The following is a 17,919-nucleotide window of genomic DNA, read 5'->3' as shown; positions in this document are numbered from 1 at the left end:
GCCCGGGACACCAGCGGTCAGCACGATGCCGGTCAGGATGATCGGGCCGACCATCTCCTGGGTGGCCGTACCGAGCGAGAAGAGGGCCAGGTGGGAACTGCGGTGTTCCTCCGGCGCGCCGTCGTAGGCCAACTCCCACTCGCCGGTCGCGTGCCAGATCTCGCCGAGGGTCAGCAGCACGATGCCGGCCACCGCCAGGGCGACCGCCACCGGGGTCGGCACCTTCGTCACCACGGCCAGCAGCACACAGCAGGCGGCCAGTGCGGCTCCGGCGAGCCGTACCGAACGCACTCCCCGGCCGGCGGTCATGTTGGTCAGCGGCACCTGCAGCAGGATGGCCAGCACGGTGTTCAGCACGGTCAGCAGCGGCAGGGTCCACGTCGGCACCGCCGCCGAGGTCGCGAGCCAGACGGGTATGCCGACCGCCAGCAGGGTCATGTGGATGCTGAGGAAACCACAGATCCCTGCCAGTCCCATGTAGCGCACGTTCCGCGCCGCCCGGCGGATGCCGGCGGTGACCGAGGTCGACTTCGGCGCGGTGGCGCCGAAGGCCCCGATCCGAAGCAGCAACAGGGCGGCCACGACGAAGGTGAGGGCGTTGCCGAGGACCGCGGCCACCAGCGCGAACCGGCCCGGATCGATCAGCAGCGCGGCACCGATCCCGCCGCCGAGCGCGAAGCCGAGGTTGCGGACCGTGCGGATCACCGCCATCGCCTGTACGCGCTGCTCGGGGCTGCTGATCCCGGCGACCGCCGCCTGCGTGAGTGGGCCGGACGGGCCCTCCGCGAAGGCTGCGGCGGCCAGCACCAGGGTGAGGGCGAGCCAGCCGTCGACGAAGGCCAGCGTGACGAAACAGCCGGCGCGCCACGTGTAGAGCCCGATCAGGGCACCGCGCACACTCAACCGGTCGCCGAGCGCGCCGAGCGGGACACTGGCGAAGCGGACGATCCCGGCGATGGTGAAGCTGAGCCCGATCTGCTGTGGGCTCAGCTCGAGCACGCGGAGGAAGAGGATGACCGCGGTCGCCATGTAGAGGCCGGTGCCGACGGCGTCCAGGAGCGAGGCTGCGGTGAACAGCCTGACAGCGGGCTGGGTTGGCAGACCGGCACGTAACCGGGTCCGCAGGCTCACGTGCCGTCAACCTGTATCTGGATGCCCCGGGCCACCTCGTCGGCGAGGACGGCGGCCGCCGCGCCGTCGGCGCCACGGGCGATCACATAGCCGCACCGCTTGTTGGAGTCGGTGATGGGAGCGATCACGTCGCCGACGTCGACCGTCATCGCGACGCGGAGCACGCCCGGCTGCTCGCGGGCCTGGTCGACCCCGGTGACGGCGCTGACCCGACCCGGCGAGGCGCCGAGGAAGCGGATCGCCGCGCCCTGCTCCGCCGCGGGAGCCTCCGTCTTGCCGCCGGCGAGCACCTCCAGCAGCCGGGCGACGAGGCTGCCACCGTAGGCGAAGTCCAACAGCTGATCGATGTAGTCACCGGGAAGCCGGCCAGCGCATTCGACCAGATGCGGCACCCCGGCTTCGATGATCCACTCTGAATGCAGCACCCCGGTACGGAACTGTGTCGCGCCGATCAGTTCCTCGACGCTCATCCGGAGCCGGTCGGCGAGTTCGGGCGACAGCGGTGCAGGTGCGACGTGGGCCATCTCCACGGGGAACCGGCCGTCCTGCACGGTCTTGGCGGTGACGTTGAAGAAACCGACCTGCCCCTCGTGGACCAGACACTCGACGCTCACCTCGGAGCCGGTCAGCCACTGTTCGACGAGGATCCGTCCGCCGGCCGCGTACCGGGCCCGGCGCTCCACCTCGTCCGCGCCGGCGGAGATCGCCCAGGCCTGCGCCGAGTCGGCGGACTCCGACAGCCGCTGCACGCCGATGCTCGCCTGCAGGGTGGTGGGCTTCAACACGCACCGGCCACCGTGTCGTTGCCGGAACGCCGACAGGTCCTCCGGGCCGTCCGCCAGGATCCAGTCGGGTTGGGGGATTCCCGCCCCGGCGGCCACCGTCCGCAGCCGGGCCTTGTCCCGCAACACCGTGGCGGCGGCGAGCCCGGCACCGGGCAGGCCCCATGCCTGCGCCAACGCGCTCGCCCCGACGACGCCGTACTCGGTGCTCGGGAGCACCGAGGACACCTGAGCCGGTCGCTCGATCGCCTCGACCAGCCGTTCGGGGGCGCCCTCGGCCTGGGTGGGCGCGGTGACGAACGAGGCCACGCACGGGTGACCCGCCAGGAGCGCGGGAACGTCGCGGATGGCGCTGATCTCCGGTTCCTCGATGACCATTACCGAATTGGCGGGCAACAGTCGGTCGAGATCGGTGAGAAGCTGGCCGCTGAAACCAACCATGACGTGTGTGACGTGCATGATCCACCCCCGTGTGAGATGTTGCGTCCCGCTACGCCGGTGCGCGTCGCAAGCACGCTACCCGAGTCCCGATGGCCCGTCATGCCACCCGTCGTCGACCGAACAGCTCGGGCGGCACCTGATGTGGACGGAGATCCGGAGCCTCCGCGGGCCGTCGGGCCGAATTCCGCCGCCCAACTCGCGGGCCGGGCCGACTATTTGACGGTGATCCGATGAAAGCGGCGCTTGCCCAGTTGGAGGACGAAGGTGCCCGGTTGCAGACTCTGCTGTTCGTCGATCACCGTCGTGCCGTCGATCCGGACCCCGTTGCCCTTGATCGAGCGTCGCGCGTCGTTCTGCGACGTGGCCCAACCCAGTTCGACGAGGATCTTCGGCAGGTACGCCTCCGTGGTGCTCGACTCCGGGATGTCCTCGGGCGCCTGGCGGCGTACGAATCGGCGGTCGAACTCCTCCTCGGCCTGCTGGGCGGCCTCCGGGCCGTGGAACATCTCCACCATCGAGCGGGCCAGGAACCGCTTGAGCTTGACCCCGCCGAGTTCCTCCAGCAGCCGGTTCTTCTCGGCAGCCGGCAGATCGAGGGCCAGCCGTACGTAGTCCGGCATCGCGCTGTCCGGAATCGACATCGCCTTGCCGAAGATCTCCTGGGGCGGTTCGGAGACGCCGATGTAGTTGCCGTAGCTCTGGCTCATCTTGCGCGAACCGTCGGTGCCGACCAGCAGCGGCGCGCACACGCAGGACTGCGGGTCCTGACCGGCGCGTTGTTGCAGGGCCCGGGCCAGGACGAAGTTGAACTGCTGGTCGATCCCGCCCAGCTCGACATCCGCCTCGACCGCGACCGAGTCGTGGCCCTGCAACAGCGGGTAGAGGAATTCGATCAACGAGATCGGGCGGTGCTCCACGAATCGCTTGTGGAAGTCGGCCCGTTCCAGCAGTTGCGCGACGGTGACGCTGGCGGCGAGTTCGAGCACGTCCGGCATCCGCATCGGACCCAACCACTCCGAATTGCGCCGGATCTCCAGCCGCTCAGGGTCGAGGATTCCGAGCAGCGCGTCGGTGCAGGCGGCGACGTAGGTCTCCACCTCGTCGGCGGAGAGCCGGCGCCGGGTGGCCGACTTGCCGGACGGGTCACCCACCTGGGCGGTGAAATCCCCGATCACCAGGACCGCCGTGTGGCCCAACTCCTGGAACCGGCGCAGCCGGCGCAGCGGAACCGACCAGCCCCAGGTGACCGAGACTGCGGTCGGGTCGACGCCGAGCTTCACCCGCAGGGGCACGCCCCGGGCGAGCTTGCTCTCCAATCCACCCTCGGGAAGCTCGGTGAATCCGTCCGCCAGGAGATAGGCGGCCTGTGCCCGCACATCGTCATGGAGTTGTGGAGCTAGAGCCGGGGGTGAATACCGCATCGCGCCCTCCAGGCGGAATCGTCAGCGCCGACGCCATGGACGGTTCCGTGTCCGTGGGCCGTCGACATCCTAAAGGATGGCTTGCGGCTCGGCCCGGGCGTTGCCGGCCCCCGGTGCTGGCCCCGTCCCGGGCGGCAACTTCGCCGTGTGGCCGTGGCTGTTCCCGGTATGTGTCGTGATCTTCCAAACCGCACGATAGAAGAAATTTGCGGTGGTGCGTCGTGGCAGTGTGGCTGGGGAGACGCATTCACGCCCGCCGTGTTGTCGGCATCGCGGCTTTCTGGCCGCCGGCCGTAGTCCTGAACGTCGTTCGCCTGGAGGTACGGATGAGGAAGTCGATAGGTACGTTCGCCCTGCTGTTGAGCATGGCCGGCATGGTGGGTGCCGCGGTACCCGCCGCAGCCTCTCCCAGCAGAGAGCCCGCCGTGCAGCACTGCATCGGCAATCTCGACACGGGCCGGATCACCTGTGCCAGTGACCCCCAGGAGGCCCGGCAACGCAGCGATGTCGGCACCATGGCTCTGACGATCGCCATCTTCTACGACGGCACCGGCTATTCCGGGGCCACGTTCACGTGGACCCAGTCCCGCCAGTGCACCGCCGGCTACGACGCCGAATGGCAGTGGGACGACCTCAGCGAGATCGGCTGGAACAACCGGGTCAGCTCGGTGCACACCTACAACCAGTGCGATGTCAAGTTCTTCGGTGGTACGAACTTCACCGGTGCTTCCTCCGTGTGGATCGACCAGTCGTCGAACCTGGCCGCGATCGGCGACGGCTGGAACAACAGGGCGAGTTCCGTCAAGTTCTCCTAGCCCCAGGTCTTGAGAGTCCTCTTTCCCGGCCCGCCGGCAGCTTTTCCGGACCGACACACAACTCCAGCACTGGTCAAGCGGGACGGCGATCCCGGGCTCCACGCGTTCGCGCGGGGCAGCCTGACCAGTGCTGGAGTTGTTTTTGCGGGAAGGGCACCTGGAACGCGTAGGTGCCCGTCAACCCGGGCGGGTCGCTTCCGGTCAGTTCCCAATGCTTTCCCAACGGCTCACGGCAGGGTCTGGCGATGGCCGTACGACCAGGAGAGATTGGGGATCGAACCGTGCCCAGCCACGCGAGGGCCACCGGTAGCGCGGTGGCAACCAGGGCGGACCCACCGGTCTGCCCAGCATTCAACGGTCGAGGCCGGCGGTGGCGTACCCGCGCCCTGCGGGCGTTGACCGCGCTGGTGGCGGTGGTGGGGATGATGGCGACCAGTGTCGCCGTCGCCCCGCCGGCCGCCGCCGACAGCAGTACGCCTGTCTCGGTCGACGAGGCGAGCCTGCGCAGGGCCCTGTTCACCATGCACATGCGGGCCCGACTCAACGGCTCGGACGGCTTCAAGGACCTGATGCTCAGTGCGGAGATGATCGGCTACCGCCAGTTGCATCCACAGGCCACCCGGCAGCAGCTCCTCGAACACTCCGTCGTGATGCGGAACTGGTACAACAGCAAGCTGACCGCCGACGACCTGGAGCGTCCGGCGTACCAGTTCGTGCTCAAGCTGCTGGAGCTGAGCGCGATGGCACCCGGCGGTGCGCTCGCCTCGCCGATCATGAAGGAGCTGATGGAGTCGACCGTCGGCAGCCAGCTGCGCAACTACGGCTCGATGGTGGACCAGATCACCGCAGCACAGTTCCAGTACTCCTGGTTCCAGCAGGCGTACGTGGTGCAGAACTGGGTCTGGCAGGGTGTGGCGAATCTCGGGGTCGCCGACAACACGTTCCGCGAGGCGTGGAACGCCACCTTCGGAGTGCAGTACAACGTGGACGCCGGGGCCACCGTCGACAGCCTGGCCGCGGACCCGTTCCTGGCGACCTGGCTGAACGTCACCGCGATCCTGGACAACCAGCAGGACAACCAGCTGTGGCTGGCCGACACGATGGCGCAACTCGAGGAACTGCTGGGCGCGATCGACGGCCGCGTCGAGGGCTACAACGCGGCGCTGCTCGCGTTGGTGCAGCGATTCCCGCTGACGAACGACGCCCCGCGGCCCACCGCTCAGGACCATCAGGCCGCGGTGCAGCGAACCGCTACCGCCCAACAGTGGATCAACGGGGCGGCCAGCGCGGTGGATGTGCTCGCCCTGCTCGCCGGCTTCGTCGACCCGCGGGCGGGACGGACGATCGCCGGGGCCGGCCGGGCCGCCACCCAGATCGCCACGGCCATCAACCAGTATCTGCCGACCGTCGCGGGGCTGAGCCTCGGCGCGGCGCTGACCTCGATGAGTACCCTGGCGCTCACCGGCAACGTGCTGGGCGCCATCTCGGCCCTGTTGCCGGTCTTCGCCGGTGGTCCCAGCCCGGATCAGCAGATCCTCGACCAACTGCGCGCCCTGCGACAAGAGGTGGCGAAGCTACAGAACACCATGAACGACCGCTTCGACCGGATCGAGCGGGGGCTGAGCGCGATCTACAGGGACATGCTGGACCAGTTCGGTGTCGTGATCGAGTTGCAGAACGCCACCAACGCCCAGTTGGTCCAGATCAACGAGCGGCTCGCCAAGCTGACCGAGCGGGTCGACATGTGGGGCAGCGCCATCTTCGCCAACCAGAAGACGGCTGCGGTCAGCGACATCAAGCGTCGGATCGACCAGGCCGTCGGGTACCAGGCCCGTACCGGGCAGCCGCTGCCGTACGCCGATGTCAGCGTCAACTACAGCGACACCGCGCAGAACCTGGTGTTCGATGCGACCGACGTGGCCCGGGACAGCAGGTTCATCGCGCCGTTCCGCGCATCCGACCCGGACTACGCGCTGGACACGTACGGCACCTACGGCTCCATTGGCTACCTGCACCACTACGCCAAGGGCAACGGTCTGTTCTCGGGTAGCGAGGCGGTCCACAACCCGGTCGACGCGGAGGCGTGGCTGCTGGCGGCCACCGGGTACCAGATGCTGCTGGCGCAGAACCCGCAGCATGCCGCCCGCACCAGCACTGACCAGTCCGACAAGCTGATCGCAGCCGGGGATCAGATCCAGCAGGCGGCGCGGGACCTGAGCGCGGCGAAGAAGGATCCGTCCGGGCACTACGGTCACCTGAACGACCTGATGCGCAACGCGATCATGCAGTACCGGTTCACCGCACTGGACATGGCGAACCGGACCGCCGCGATCCGGGACGAGATCCGTGGTGCGGGCAGGCACAACCCGTTCGCGGGTCCGAACCAGGCGGTGCCGGCCGGCCAGAAGCCGGACGCCGACCCGGCGACCGTGCCGTCCTGCACGGCGGGCGGGGTGGCGCTGAGCCGCCCGACCCAGGTCCGGTACGCAGACCTGCCGCAGGCGCTCTGGGTGGCCCAGTACGGCCGGGCCGACTCACCCGTCCAGCTCTGTCACGAGTCGGGCTGGACCAACGTGGACGTCTACCGCGCCGGCAGGTGGGAGGTCACCAGGGCCGACCTGCGGTTCACCATGCGGGTGCGGCAGAAGTGGGACGGCGCGTGGCAGGTCGTGCGTGAGTGGACGCGGGTCATCCCGCTCGGCGAGGTCTGCCGGGTCCACGACGACAACGTGCCCGGCACCTGCCGCCCGGAGTCGCAGGACATCGCCAAGTGGGACTCCACCTACAAGGCGACGTTCCAGCAGTCCGCCAGCTACGTGGACAACACGGAGCAGGCCCGCGTGCGGTCGGCCAACTGGCTCCACCAGCAGGCCGCGGACTACTACACCCGGGTCACCCGGGAACTGGCGAACCCCAACCCGACGAAACCGGAGGAAACCCTGTACGAGCTGAACAGGCGGCTCACCACCCAGGCGAGGCTGATGACGGCGTACGTCAAGTTGGGGTTCGGCACGGCCATCACCCAGGACGAGCTGATCAGCAGCAACCTGGTGGGCCTGTTCCGCACGCCGTCCGACCTGGACGGGCTGAACATGGTCACCGGTTCCTACGAGCACGGGCGGTCCAACTACTGCGCCGACCGGGCCTTCCCGTGCCAGTTGAAACCGGAAGGCCAGATCAGGACCTCGCCGCTGACCGGTGAGAGCCGACTCGGCTGCACCTTCCAGACCACCCTCGACCCCATCGCGTACTGCCTGGAGTACCTCACCTACCAGCGCACCGACGTGATGCGGGACCGGCTGGTGTTCTGGTCGCAGAAGCTGGCCAACGACGAATACGAGGAAGGACTGCCGGCGGTCGACCTGGCGATCCAGAGCGTTCGCACCGCACGGGCGGTGGCCACCGGAACGCCGATCAAGCAGCCCCCGGTGGAGTGAGCAGGCAGGTGCCCGGCGACCCTCGCCGGGCACCTGTCGCCTTCCGGACCACGGCTGGCGTGAACTCCCCACCATCTGATGTGATCTTCATCCGATCGCCGCCAGAGCAACGGGGGTGCCGGGTGCCAGAGCCATGGCGCCGGGCCGGGTGGGGAGAACAGTGCAGGTGCAGTTCCGCGTCCTCGGTCCGCTGGCCGTGGAGGTCGACGGCCGGGAGGTCGACCTCGGTGGTCCCCGTCAGCGGGCCGTGCTCGCCGCACTGCTCGCGGCCCGCGGCAGCACCGTCTCCACCGAACGGCTGCTGGAACAGGTGTGGAGCGACACCGAGCCGCCGTCCACGGCCACCCTCTTCGGCTACGTGGCCGGCCTGCGCCGGGCGCTGGAGCCGGGACGCGTGGCCCGCACCCCGGCCCGGCTGCTGGTGCGGCAGGGCCCCGGGTACGCCCTGCGGGTGCCGGCCGAGGCGGTGGACGCGGAACGCTTCACCCGCCTGGTCACCGAGGGCAGCCGGTACCTGGATCGGGGGGAGCCCCAACTGGCCCTGCGCCAGCTCGACGAGGGGCGCATGCTCTGGCGGGGCCCGGCGTACGCCGACTTCCCCGACACCCCGTTCGCCGTGTCGACGGTGGCCCGGCTGGAGTCGCTGCAGGCGACCGCCCGGGAGTTGCGCCTTGCCGCCATGCTCGCCGTCGGCGATCTCGCCACCGCGATCGGCGAACTACAGGCGTTGGTCGTGGAGCACCCCTTGCGCGAACGCGGCTGGGAGTTGCTGGCGGTGGCCCTCTACCGGGCCGGCCGGCAGGGCGACGCGCTGGCCGTGCTGCGGAAGGCCCGGGAACGGCTCGCCGCCGATCTGGGCGCCGACCCCGGGCCGGGCCTGTACCGGATCCAGCAGGCCATCCTGCGACAGGACGAGTCCCTGGTCGCACCCGCGCCCCGCACCCCCGCCGCCCGAGCCCTGCCGTCGACCCGGAACCTGCCCGCCGCGATCTCCTCCTTCGTGGGCCGCGCCGCCGAGCGGACCCAACTGCACGTCCTGCTCGCCGAGCACCGCCTGGTGACGGTGACCGGTCCGGGCGGCGTGGGCAAGACCCGGCTGGCCATGGAGTGCCTGCGCGAGCGTACCGATCCGGACGGACCCTGGGTGGTCGAACTGGCCGGAGTACGCGACGGCGCACTGGTGGCCCGTACCGTCGCCGACGCCCTCGGCCTGCCGCTACCGACGGGGCTGGCCGAGCTGGCCCGGCTGCTCACCGAGCGGCACACACTGGTCGTGCTCGACAACGCCGAGCACCTGGTGGACGGGGTCGTCGAGGTGATCGCGGCCCTGCTCGCCGCCGGGCCCCGGGTACGGGTCCTCGTCACCAGCCGGCAGCCGCTGGGTCTCGCCGGCGAGGCGCTGCTGGAGCTGACGTCGTTGCCGCCGCAGGACGCGGTGGCGCTGCTGGCGGCCCGGATGGCGGTGGTGCTGCCGGGCAGCACGCTGACCGAGACGGATCGGCCCGTCGCCGAGGAACTCTGCCGGGACCTGGACGGTCTCCCGCTCGCCATCGAACTGGCCGCCGCACAGTGCAGGGCGTTGTCCCTGCGGGAGATCGTGGATCAGCTCGACGACCGGTTCGCCCTGCTCGACAGCGGCCGGCCCGGCGTCCATCGGCACGCCACCCTGGAGCAGACCATCGAGTGGAGCCACCACCTGCTCACCCCACACGAGCAGCAGCTCTTCCGCCGGCTCAGCGTCTTCGACGGCGGCTTCGACCTGGTCGCCGCCCAGCAGGTCGGCGCGGATGCCCGGGTCCTTCCGGTGCTGCTCGGCCTGGTGCGCAAGTCGCTCGTGACGGTGGACGCCAGCAGCAGTCCGCGCCGCTACCGGATGCTGAACTCGATCCGCCACTACGCCGCCGGGCTGCTCTCCGACGCGGAACGCACGGCCGCGCGGTCGCGGCACCGGGCCTGGCTGCTGGGGCTGGTGGAAGCCGCCGAGCAGCGGCTCCTCACCGCCGACGGCGCGCACTGGATGCAGCGCCTGCGACGGGAACGAGACAACGTCGCGGCCGGCCTGGAGTCGGCCCTGGACGCGGGGGACGCGCTCGGCGCGGCCCGGATCTGTGCCGCCCTGGCCTGGTTCTGGTTCCGTACCGGGCAGATCACCGACGGCATCCGGTGGGGCAGGGCCGCCGAGGCCGCCCTGCTCGACCGGATCGCCGCCGGGCCGCAGCGGGAGGAGGAACTGCTGCTGGTCCGGGCCCGGCTGCTACTCGCCATCGGTGGGGTCACCTATCTCGTCGGGGACCACACCGCGGCCACGGACGTCTTCGGCACCTCGGCCGACCTCGCCGAGCGGGTCGGTGCCCGGGACGTGCAGGCGACCGCGGTCAGCTACCTGGCCTCGATGATCATGATGGGCGGCGACCCGGCCCGCGCGGTGGCCGTCGCGGACCAGGCGGTCGCCCTGGCCGACGCGGTCGGGCACCCGGGCGCGCGTGCCGAGGCGCTGACCGTACGCGCCCAGATCAGTCGGGCCTGTGGTGACCTGGAGCGGGCGCACCGGGAACTGACCGAGGCGAACCGGCTGGCCCGCGAGTGCGGCCACTGGTGGGCGGTGCTCTCGTCCGGCTGGGCCGTCAGCAAGGTCGACGTCGACCAGGGCCGCCCGGAGCAGGCGTTGGCCACGCTCCGGGCGTTGACGCTGGACACCGATCCGGGCAACGACCGCGCGAGCTGGCTGGCCGTGGTGCACTCGCTGGCCGGGGTGCTGGCCCGTACCGGCCAGGCCGAACTGGGCGCGGTCCTGATCGGTGCCGTGGCGGCGCTCGGTGCCCCGATCGGCTACTTCCCGGAGCGGATGGACCCGATCGACGCGCCGCGCAGTGTCGAGACCGTCCGGGAGGCGCTGGCCGGGCCGGCGTACCGGGCGGCGGTGGCGCGGGGGAGCCAACTGGGCTGGGCGGAACTCGTGGAACTGCTACGCGACCGGCTGGCCGCCGACGAGCCGACGGGCAGCCCGGACCGACGCGCGGTGGGCACCGGGTAGATTGCCGCAGTCGTCGTACCGGAAGGTCACCGTGTTCACCCTCTCCCTGACCGAGGACGCCGAGCTGCGTCCGCTGGAGCCCTGGCGGGCAAAGGAGTTCCTCACCCACCTCGACCGGGCCCGCGTGCACATCGCGCCCTGGGTGTCGCCCTCGTTCGTTGCCGGCGACCTCGACTCCGCCCGGGCCGTGCTCCAGAGCTACGCGGACCGGTGGGCGCGTGACGCCGGTGGCATCTGGGGCATCTGGCGGCGGGGCGATCTGGTCGGCGGGGTCATGTTCGTCTCGTTCGACGCCGCCTCTGGCGTCTGCGAGGCGGGCTGCTGGCTCGAACCCGCCGGTGAGGGCCACGGGCTGGTGACCCGGGCCGCCGGGCGGATCGTCGACTGGGCGGTGCGGGAGCGCGGCATCCACCGGGTCGAGTGGCGCACCAAGGCGGACAACGTCCGCAGCGTCGCCACCGCGAGGCGGCTGGGCATGCGCCTCGACGGGACGCTGCGCGAGGTCCGCCCTGGGCCGGCCGGGCGGATCGACATCGAGGTGTGGTCGGTGCTGGCGCCCGAGTGGCTCGGCGTACGGTCAGACGCAGGCGAGCGCCGCGTCGAGTGAGCGGGGCACCCGGTCCGGCTCCAACGCCGCCACGAGCAGCCGCGCGTACGCGCTCTTGCGGCCGGACCGGGTGCCGAGGAAGCGGCGAAGCTGCGCCTCGACGGCGCGTCCCCGTTGGGCCGGCTGCCGTTGGAAGAGGTCGAACGAGCGCAGCTCGCCCTCGCTGGCGAGCACGTCGCGCACCCCGTCGACGCCGACCGCGCGGATCAGCTCGTCCTCCAGGTCGGCGACGCAGACGTGGAACCCGAGGGCTGCCATGTCGGCCCGGGACAGGCCGGCACCGAGGCCGCAGCGTTCCAGTCCGCGCCGGAAGAAGCCCTCCTCGGCCTCGTCGTAGAGGCCCGCCAGCCGCAGCCCGCGTCCGGATGGGCCGAGCCGGTCGAGGAAGTGGCCGATGTTCGTCGCGCCGCCCATCGCCACCACCCGTACGCCGTCGGCGTCGAGGTCCCGGCCGCGGCGGGCGGCGAGGGTCTCCAGGGCGACCCGGTCGCTCGCCCCCTCGACGAGCACCACCGCCCGCGCGTCGATCCCCGCCGCCAGCTCCCGGATGCTCCCCACGACAGCCTCCCGCCCCGGACGCCGCCCCGCCCGGCCAGGTGGCCGCGCGACCGGCCCGCGCCCGCCCGGGGATCGTGGGCCGGAACCGTCGGTGGCGCAACCGGATTGCGGGCGGCGTGGCCGGGTGGTCGACGTCGAGGAACCCGCCGAAGCGGTCGTCGTCCTGCCCGTCGCGTCGCCGTCCGGGCCGCACCGGCCCGGACGGCGACGCCGGGGTCAGGGCAGCGCCCGCAGGAACGGGCCGTGGTTCAGGCGGAACTCCCAGGCGTAGAACCGGTCCCAGTTGATCGACCAGGTCATCAGCCCCCGGAAGGCCGGGTTGGTGCCGCTGCGCGGGGTGTACGAGCCGCAGCTCTGTCCCTTCACCAGGCAGGTCACCGCGGCCTGTACGCCGGCCGGGGCGAGGTAGCCGTTGCCGGCGCTGGTGGAGGAGGGCGCACCGAAGGCCACCTGGTCCTCGCGCAGCGGCGGGAAGAAGCGGTCGGGGTTGCCGGCGACGGGGAAGCCCGCGAGCACCATGTCGGTCATCGCGATGTGGAAGTCCGCGCTGCCCATGGTGTGGTACTGGTTGTCGAGCCCCATGATGGGCCCGGAGTTGTAGTCCTGCACGTGCAGCACGGTGATGTCGTCACGCAGCGCGTGGATCACCGGCAGGTACGACCCGGCGCGCGGGTCCTGCCCGCCCCACGGGCCCGACCCGTAGAACTGGTAGCCGAGCTGGACGAAGAACGTCTCCGGCGCCATGGTGAGCACGAAGTTCGACCCGTACCGCTGCTTGAGGGTGCGGATCGCGGAGATCAGGTTGACGATCACCGGGGTGGTCGGGTTGCGGAAGTCGGTGTCGCCGGTGTTCAGGTAGAGCGAGTGCCCCTCGAAGTCGATGTCGAGCCCGTTCAGGCCGTACCGGTCGATGACGGCCGACACCGACCGGACGAAGGTGTCCCGGGCGGCGGTCGTGGTGAGCTGGACCTGGCCGTTCTGCCCGCCGATGGAGAGCAGCACCTTCTTGCCCTGAGCCTGCTTGGCGCGGATCGCGGCGATGAACTCGGCCTCGGTCTCGACGCCCGGGCACTCGGCCGCCGGGCAGAGCTGGAACCGGATGTCGCCCGAGGTGACCGTGGTGGGCTCACCGAAGGCGAGGTTGACGATGTCCCAGTCGGCGGGCACGTCGGCCATCCGCAGGTAGCCCGAGCCGTTGGCGAAGCTGGCGTGCAGGTAGCCGATCAACGCGTGCCGGGGCAGCCCGCCCGTCGGCGGCGGGGTGGTGGGCGGTGGAGTGGTCGGTGGCGGGGTGGTCGGTGGCGGGGTGGTCGGCGGTGCCGTGGTGGGTGGGGCGGTGGTCGGTGGCGCGGTGCTCGGCGGGGGGGTGGGCAGGCCGCCGGAGCACGACGCGCCGTTGAGTGAGCAGTCGGTGGGGGAGCCGGAGCCGGTGGCCAGGAAGCCGAACGACACCGAGGCGCCGGGGGCCACGGTGCCGTTCCACGAACGGTTGGTGAAGGTGTGCCGTTGGCCGGCGCTGCTCACCGTGGCGTCCCAGTAGGAGCCGAGCGTGGTGCCCGTCGGCAGGGTGAAGGCGACCTGCCAACCGGTGATGGTGTTCGGGCCGCCGTTGGTGATGGTGTAGCGGCCCTCCCACCCGGTGCCCCAGTCGGCGGCCTTGACGAAGGTGGCGGTCGGGCCGGCGGCGCGGGCCGGCGCGGCGAGGGTCAGTGTGGTGGCGGCGACGGTGGCGAGGGCGGCTACTGAGGACAGCAGCAGGTTTCGGGCAGGGCGACGCATCCGGACCTCCCGGGTACGAGGGCCGTCGGATCGACGGATGCACAATTATTAGGATTGTTAACTGTAGTTGTCCAGATGTACCGGCCGGACTTCCCGGTGCGCCTCGCCCGGCGCAGCCGCCCGCCCCGGACCGTCGGCGTGCGGAAATGTCGTACCCGGCGGCGACCATCCATCCATGGCTGTCCCCGCTCTCACCCCGCACACCGACCAGCCGCGCTCGGTGCCGTTGCGCGAGGCACGCACCCGGCTCACCCAGCTCGTCGCGCTGGCCGAGTTGACCGACACCGTCACCGTCGTCACCCGCGACGGCGATCCCCGTCCGGTGGCCGCGATCGTCCCGGCGGCCGCCGCCCGCAGCGCCGCCCAGGCCCGTGCCGACACCGATCGCCTCGCTGCCGTCACCGCCGGCTGGGCCCGGCGTCTCGACGAGGCACACCGGCGCAGCAGTCACCGGCACGCCGCCGAGCTGCGCGCGGTCACCGCCGCCCTCGCCGAGGCCTGGGCCGAGCTCGACCGCCGGGTCACCCCGGGCAGCGACCCCGGCCTGGCCCGGCTCCGCGCCGCCCACAGCGACCTGCTGGCCGTCGACCCCGCCGCCTGACCCGGCCCGGCGTTCGTGCCCGGGGCCGGGCGCCGGGTGCCGGCTTCAGGCGTCGGGCGGCGTCAGCCGGCGGGGTACGCGTGGGTCTCCGCCGCCTTCACCGCGGCCCAGACCAGCTGGCCGGGAGCCAGCCTCAGCTGGGCGGCGGCGGCCGGCGTGACGTCCGCGGCCACCCCCACCGGCCCGTCGAGCTGCACCCGCAGGTTGTCGCCGTGCCGTTGCACGCCGGCCACCGTGGCCGCCCAGGTGTTGCGCGGGCTGCCCTCGGGCCGGGCCGGGTGCAGGGCCACCGCCGACGGCCGGAAGGCGACGAAGACCTCCCCGTCGAGCCGGTCGGCGACGGTGAGGCTCAGCCCGTCGGCGACCCGCACGCGGTGCCCGTCGGCGTGGCCCCGGTGCAGGTTCAGCCCGACGAGCCGGGCCACGTAGTCGGTGCGGGGCCGCGCCGTGACGCTCGCCGCGTCCCCCTCCTGCACCACCCGGCCCTCCTCGACGACCACGAGCCGGTCGGCCAGCACCAGCGCGTCGAGCGGATCGTGGGTGATCAGCAGGGTGGCTCCCGGGTGCGCGGCGAGGTGCCGGTGCAGCTCAGCCCTGGTGTCCAGCCGGGTGCGCGCGTCGAGCGCGGCGAGCGGCTCGTCCAGCAGCAGCAGCGACGGCTCGACGGCCAGCGCGCGGGCCAGCGCGACCCGCTGCGCCTGCCCGCCGGAGAGCTGCCGGGGCCGGCGGTGGGCGTGCTCGGCCAGGCCGACCCGGCCCAGCCAGGCGTGGGCCGTCTCCCGGGCGGTACGCCGGTCGGCGCCGCGCCGCCGGGGCCCGAACGCCACGTTCTCCCATGCGGTCAGGTGCGGAAAGAGCAGGTAGTCCTGGAAGACCACGCCGACGCCGCGATGCTCGGGCGGCGTCCAGGCACGCCGTCGCGGCCGGTCCAGGTCGACGCCGTCGAGGGTGAGGTGCCCGTCGGTCAGCGGGAGCAGGCCGGCGAGCGCGCGCAGCGCGGTGGTCTTGCCCGCCCCGTTGGGGCCGAGCAGCGCGACCACCTCGCCGGCGGCGACCCGCAGCGGCACGTCGAGGCGGAACCTGTCCCGGTCCACCACCAGGTGCGCGTCGAGCAGGGGCGGCGCGCTCACGGGCTGGTGATCCAGCGGTCGCGCAGGCCGGCGAGGATGGCCACCGAGACGGTGAGCAGGACGAGGCTGAGCACCACGGCGGCCTGCACGTCCGTCTCCAGCGCCAGGTAGACCGCCAGCGGCATGGTCTGCGTCCGTCCCGGATAGTTGCCGGCGAAGGTGATGGTGGCGCCGAACTCGCCGAGTGCCCGCGCCCAGCACAACACCGCGCCGGCCGCCAGGCCGGGGGCCACCAGGGGCAGGGTGACGTGGGTGAACGTCGTCCACCGGCCGGCGCCGAGCGTCGCCGCCGCCTCCTCGTACCGGCTGTCGGCGCCGCGTAGCGCCCCCTCCACCGCGATCACGAGGAACGGCATCGCCACGAACGCCTCCGCGAGGACCACACCGGCGGTGGTGAACGGCAGGGTGATCCCGAAGGTCGCGTCGAGCCAGCCGCCGAGCAGGCCCCGCCGGCCGAAGACCAGCAGCAGCGCCACCCCGCCGACCACGGGCGGCAGCACCAGCGGCACGGTGACGAGGGCGCGTACCAGGCGTCGGCCGGGGAACTCGACGCGGGCCAGCAGCCAGGCCAGCGGCACCCCGAGCAACAGGCAGAGCAGCGTGGCGAGGGTGGCGGTCAGCAGGGACAGCCGCAGCGCGGTGAGCACACCCGGCGCGGTGAGCCGCTGCGGCAGGTCGGTCCACGGCGTACGGGCCAGCAGCCCGACCAGCGGCAGCACGAGGAAGACCAGGCCCAGCAGGGCCGGCAGCAGCAGCGCGACGGGCACCCCGGGGGCCCGCCGACGGGCCCGCCCGACGTGGGTACGCGTCACGGGGCCTGGAACCCCGCCCCGGTGAGCACCGCCCGCCCCCGCTCCGAGCGGACGTACGCGACGAAGGCCCGCGCGCCGTCGGGGTTCGGCGCGTCCCGCAGCACGACGATCGGGTAGTCGTTGACGGCACGGGCGGACTCGGGGAACTCGACGGCCATCACGTCAGCCGTGGCGGCCAGCGCGTCCGTGCGGTAGACGAGGGCCGCGTCGACCTCGCCGAGCCGCACCTTGGACAGCGCGCCCCGGACGTCCTGCTCGAGGGTGACCGGGGTGAGGGCGACCGAGGCGGCGTCGAGCGCCGTCCGCGCCGCCGCGCCACAGGGCACCTGCTCCGCGCAGAGCGCGACCTTCAGCTCCGGACGGGCCAGGTCGGCCAGGCCGGCGACGCCCCGCGGGTTGCCCTTCGGCACGGCGATGACGAGCTGGTTGCGGACGAAGACCGTCGGCTCGCCGTCGGCGTTGCCGGCCCCGGTGACCGTGGCCATGTTCCGGGTTGCCGCCGAGGCGAACACGTCGGCCGGTGCGCCCTGGTTGATCTGGGCGGCCAGCGCGGCGCTGCCGGCGAAGTTGAAGACCACTGTGGTGCCCCGGTTGGCCGTCTCGAAGTCCCGGCCGAGCCGGGTGAACGACTCGGTCAGCGAGGCCGCGGCGAACACGGTCACCGTGCTGCCGGCCCCCGACCCGCCGGTACCGGCCGAACCCCCGCCACCGCACCCGGACAGGCCCGCGAGGGCCACCGCCACCGCCATCACCGTGCGCACCCGGCCCACTCTCACGACCCCTGCCTCGCCCGGGAGCCCACCGCCGGCGTGGCCCGCTCCACCACCACGGTGGTGGACTTGATCACCGCGACGGCCAGCGAACCGACGCGCAGATCCAGCTCGTCGACCGCCTCCCGGCTCATCAGCGAGACGATCCGGAACGGCCCGGCCTGGATGTCGACCTGCGCCATCACGGTGTCCTTGACGACGTTGACCACGATGCCGCGCAGCCGGTTGCGGGCCGAGGAGGCGTCCGACCGGTCGTCGGGGTCGGCGGCCTGACCCCGGGCGAACGCGGCCAGGTCGACTCCGTCGATCACCCGGTGACCGTGCGCGTCGCGGCCGGCGGCGAGCCGCCCGGCGTCGACCCAGCGGCGTACGGTGTCGGCGCTGACCCCGAGCAGCTCGGCGGCCTCTCCGATGCGGAACATCGTCACCGGCCCACCCTAGCGCCCACGCAGATGCGGGGACGAGGGTGGCTCTCCCGTCGCGGCTGCCGCCCTGGGTGGGCTTCGACCCTTGTGTCTGCGGCAAGCCGTGCCGGCGACACGAGCGCACGCCCACATGCTGTCGCGACGTTGCGGGATAGACCACAATGAAGGGCTCGCAC

13 protein-coding genes and 1 pseudogene are annotated in these 17,919 nt (G+C 72.1%); 5 read left to right on the top strand and 9 right to left on the bottom strand.

The genetic code is table 11. From position 1 onward, the window contains the following. Positions 1-84: 84 nt before the first annotated feature. The 3 genes and pseudogenes from AB0D32_RS25965 to tyrS form a co-directional block, all read right to left on the bottom strand. Positions 85-1,131: pseudogene (locus AB0D32_RS25965) on the bottom strand (MFS transporter); the annotation flags it as partial. Further along, positions 1,128-2,372, bottom strand: a complete 1,245-nt coding sequence (locus tag AB0D32_RS25960) for an ATP-grasp domain-containing protein (RefSeq protein ID WP_357095435.1) — start codon at positions 2,370-2,372, stop codon at positions 1,128-1,130. The gene AB0D32_RS25960 and the pseudogene AB0D32_RS25965, both read right to left, overlap by 4 nt. Before the next feature lie 194 nt (positions 2,373-2,566). Further along, positions 2,567-3,730 (bottom strand): tyrosine--tRNA ligase, encoded by a 1,164-nt coding sequence (gene tyrS, locus AB0D32_RS25955; protein WP_357095433.1) that lies wholly within the window; start codon positions 3,728-3,730, stop codon positions 2,567-2,569. Between the two features lie 266 nt (positions 3,731-3,996). Between tyrS and AB0D32_RS25950 the strand changes: the two genes are divergently transcribed. The 4 genes from AB0D32_RS25950 to AB0D32_RS25935 all read left to right on the top strand — a co-directional run bounded on the left by AB0D32_RS25950 (position 3,997) and on the right by AB0D32_RS25935 (position 11,668). After that, the gene (locus tag AB0D32_RS25950) at positions 3,997-4,590 is read left to right on the top strand and encodes a hypothetical protein (protein WP_357095430.1); all 594 of its coding nucleotides are present in this window, start codon (positions 3,997-3,999) and stop codon (positions 4,588-4,590) included. A gap of 314 nt (positions 4,591-4,904) precedes the next feature. Then, complete coding sequence (locus AB0D32_RS25945; protein ID WP_357095427.1) at positions 4,905-8,027, top strand: hypothetical protein; 3,123 nt, start codon at positions 4,905-4,907, stop codon at positions 8,025-8,027. Between the two features lie 166 nt (positions 8,028-8,193). Next, the gene (locus AB0D32_RS25940; protein ID WP_357095424.1) at positions 8,194-11,061 is read left to right on the top strand and encodes a BTAD domain-containing putative transcriptional regulator; all 2,868 of its coding nucleotides are present in this window, start codon (positions 8,194-8,196) and stop codon (positions 11,059-11,061) included. 31 nt (positions 11,062-11,092) lie between these two features. Further along, complete coding sequence (locus AB0D32_RS25935; RefSeq protein ID WP_357095421.1) at positions 11,093-11,668, top strand: GNAT family protein; 576 nt, start codon at positions 11,093-11,095, stop codon at positions 11,666-11,668. On the opposite strand, the gene AB0D32_RS25930 is transcribed toward AB0D32_RS25935, so the two are convergent. Together AB0D32_RS25930 and AB0D32_RS25925 are read right to left on the bottom strand one after the other, a co-directional pair. Beyond that, positions 11,639-12,226 (bottom strand): ATP-dependent endonuclease, encoded by a 588-nt coding sequence (locus AB0D32_RS25930; RefSeq protein WP_357095417.1) that lies wholly within the window; start codon positions 12,224-12,226, stop codon positions 11,639-11,641. The genes AB0D32_RS25935 and AB0D32_RS25930 overlap by 30 nt on opposite strands. Before the next feature lie 216 nt (positions 12,227-12,442). Then, positions 12,443-14,005 carry a cellulose binding domain-containing protein gene (locus AB0D32_RS25925; protein WP_357095413.1) on the bottom strand — a complete coding sequence of 521 codons (1,563 nt, stop codon included), beginning with the start codon at positions 14,003-14,005 and terminating at the stop codon, positions 12,443-12,445. A gap of 175 nt (positions 14,006-14,180) precedes the next feature. On the opposite strand from AB0D32_RS25925, the gene AB0D32_RS25920 reads away from it, so the two are divergent. Beyond that, positions 14,181-14,606, top strand: a complete 426-nt coding sequence (locus AB0D32_RS25920; RefSeq protein WP_357095409.1) for a type II toxin-antitoxin system Phd/YefM family antitoxin — start codon at positions 14,181-14,183, stop codon at positions 14,604-14,606. A gap of 62 nt (positions 14,607-14,668) precedes the next feature. On the opposite strand, the gene AB0D32_RS25915 is transcribed toward AB0D32_RS25920, so the two are convergent. From AB0D32_RS25915 to AB0D32_RS25900, 4 genes are read right to left on the bottom strand one after another with little or no spacing between them, the layout of a single operon-like run. Next, a complete protein-coding gene (locus tag AB0D32_RS25915; RefSeq protein WP_357095570.1) occupies positions 14,669-15,751 on the bottom strand; it encodes an ABC transporter ATP-binding protein in 1,083 nt (360 codons plus the stop codon). Beyond that, the gene (locus AB0D32_RS25910; protein ID WP_357095404.1) at positions 15,733-16,548 is read right to left on the bottom strand and encodes an ABC transporter permease; all 816 of its coding nucleotides are present in this window, start codon (positions 16,546-16,548) and stop codon (positions 15,733-15,735) included. The genes AB0D32_RS25915 and AB0D32_RS25910 overlap by 19 nt, the downstream gene beginning before the upstream one ends. Next, positions 16,545-17,297, bottom strand: coding sequence for a molybdate ABC transporter substrate-binding protein (modA, locus tag AB0D32_RS25905; protein WP_357095567.1), 753 nt, complete (start codon positions 17,295-17,297; stop codon positions 16,545-16,547). Before modA ends, AB0D32_RS25910 begins: the two co-directional genes overlap by 4 nt. Before the next feature lie 23 nt (positions 17,298-17,320). Beyond that, positions 17,321-17,746, bottom strand: a complete 426-nt coding sequence (locus tag AB0D32_RS25900; protein ID WP_357095401.1) for a helix-turn-helix domain-containing protein — start codon at positions 17,744-17,746, stop codon at positions 17,321-17,323. Positions 17,747-17,919 lie beyond the last annotated feature (173 nt).

The sequence above is a fragment of the Micromonospora sp. NPDC048170 genome (assembly GCF_040652795.1).
Lineage (GTDB): Bacteria > Actinomycetota > Actinomycetes > Mycobacteriales > Micromonosporaceae > Micromonospora.
Note: the sequence above shows the minus strand (reverse complement) of the source record. Positions and strands in the feature narration are given on the sequence as shown.

What these genes read in the sequence shown, in the direction of transcription:
- AB0D32_RS25960 (WP_357095435.1), bottom strand. Translation starts at nt 2,372, where the DNA reads ATGCACGTCACACACGTCATGGTTGGTTTCAGCGGCCAGCTTCTCACC.
- AB0D32_RS25925 (WP_357095413.1), bottom strand. Translation starts at nt 14,005, where the DNA reads ATGCGTCGCCCTGCCCGAAACCTGCTGCTGTCCTCAGTAGCCGCCCTC.
- AB0D32_RS25920 (WP_357095409.1), top strand. Translation starts at nt 14,181, where the DNA reads ATGGCTGTCCCCGCTCTCACCCCGCACACCGACCAGCCGCGCTCGGTG.
- modA (WP_357095567.1), bottom strand. Translation starts at nt 17,297, where the DNA reads ATGGCGGTGGCGGTGGCCCTCGCGGGCCTGTCCGGGTGCGGTGGCGGG.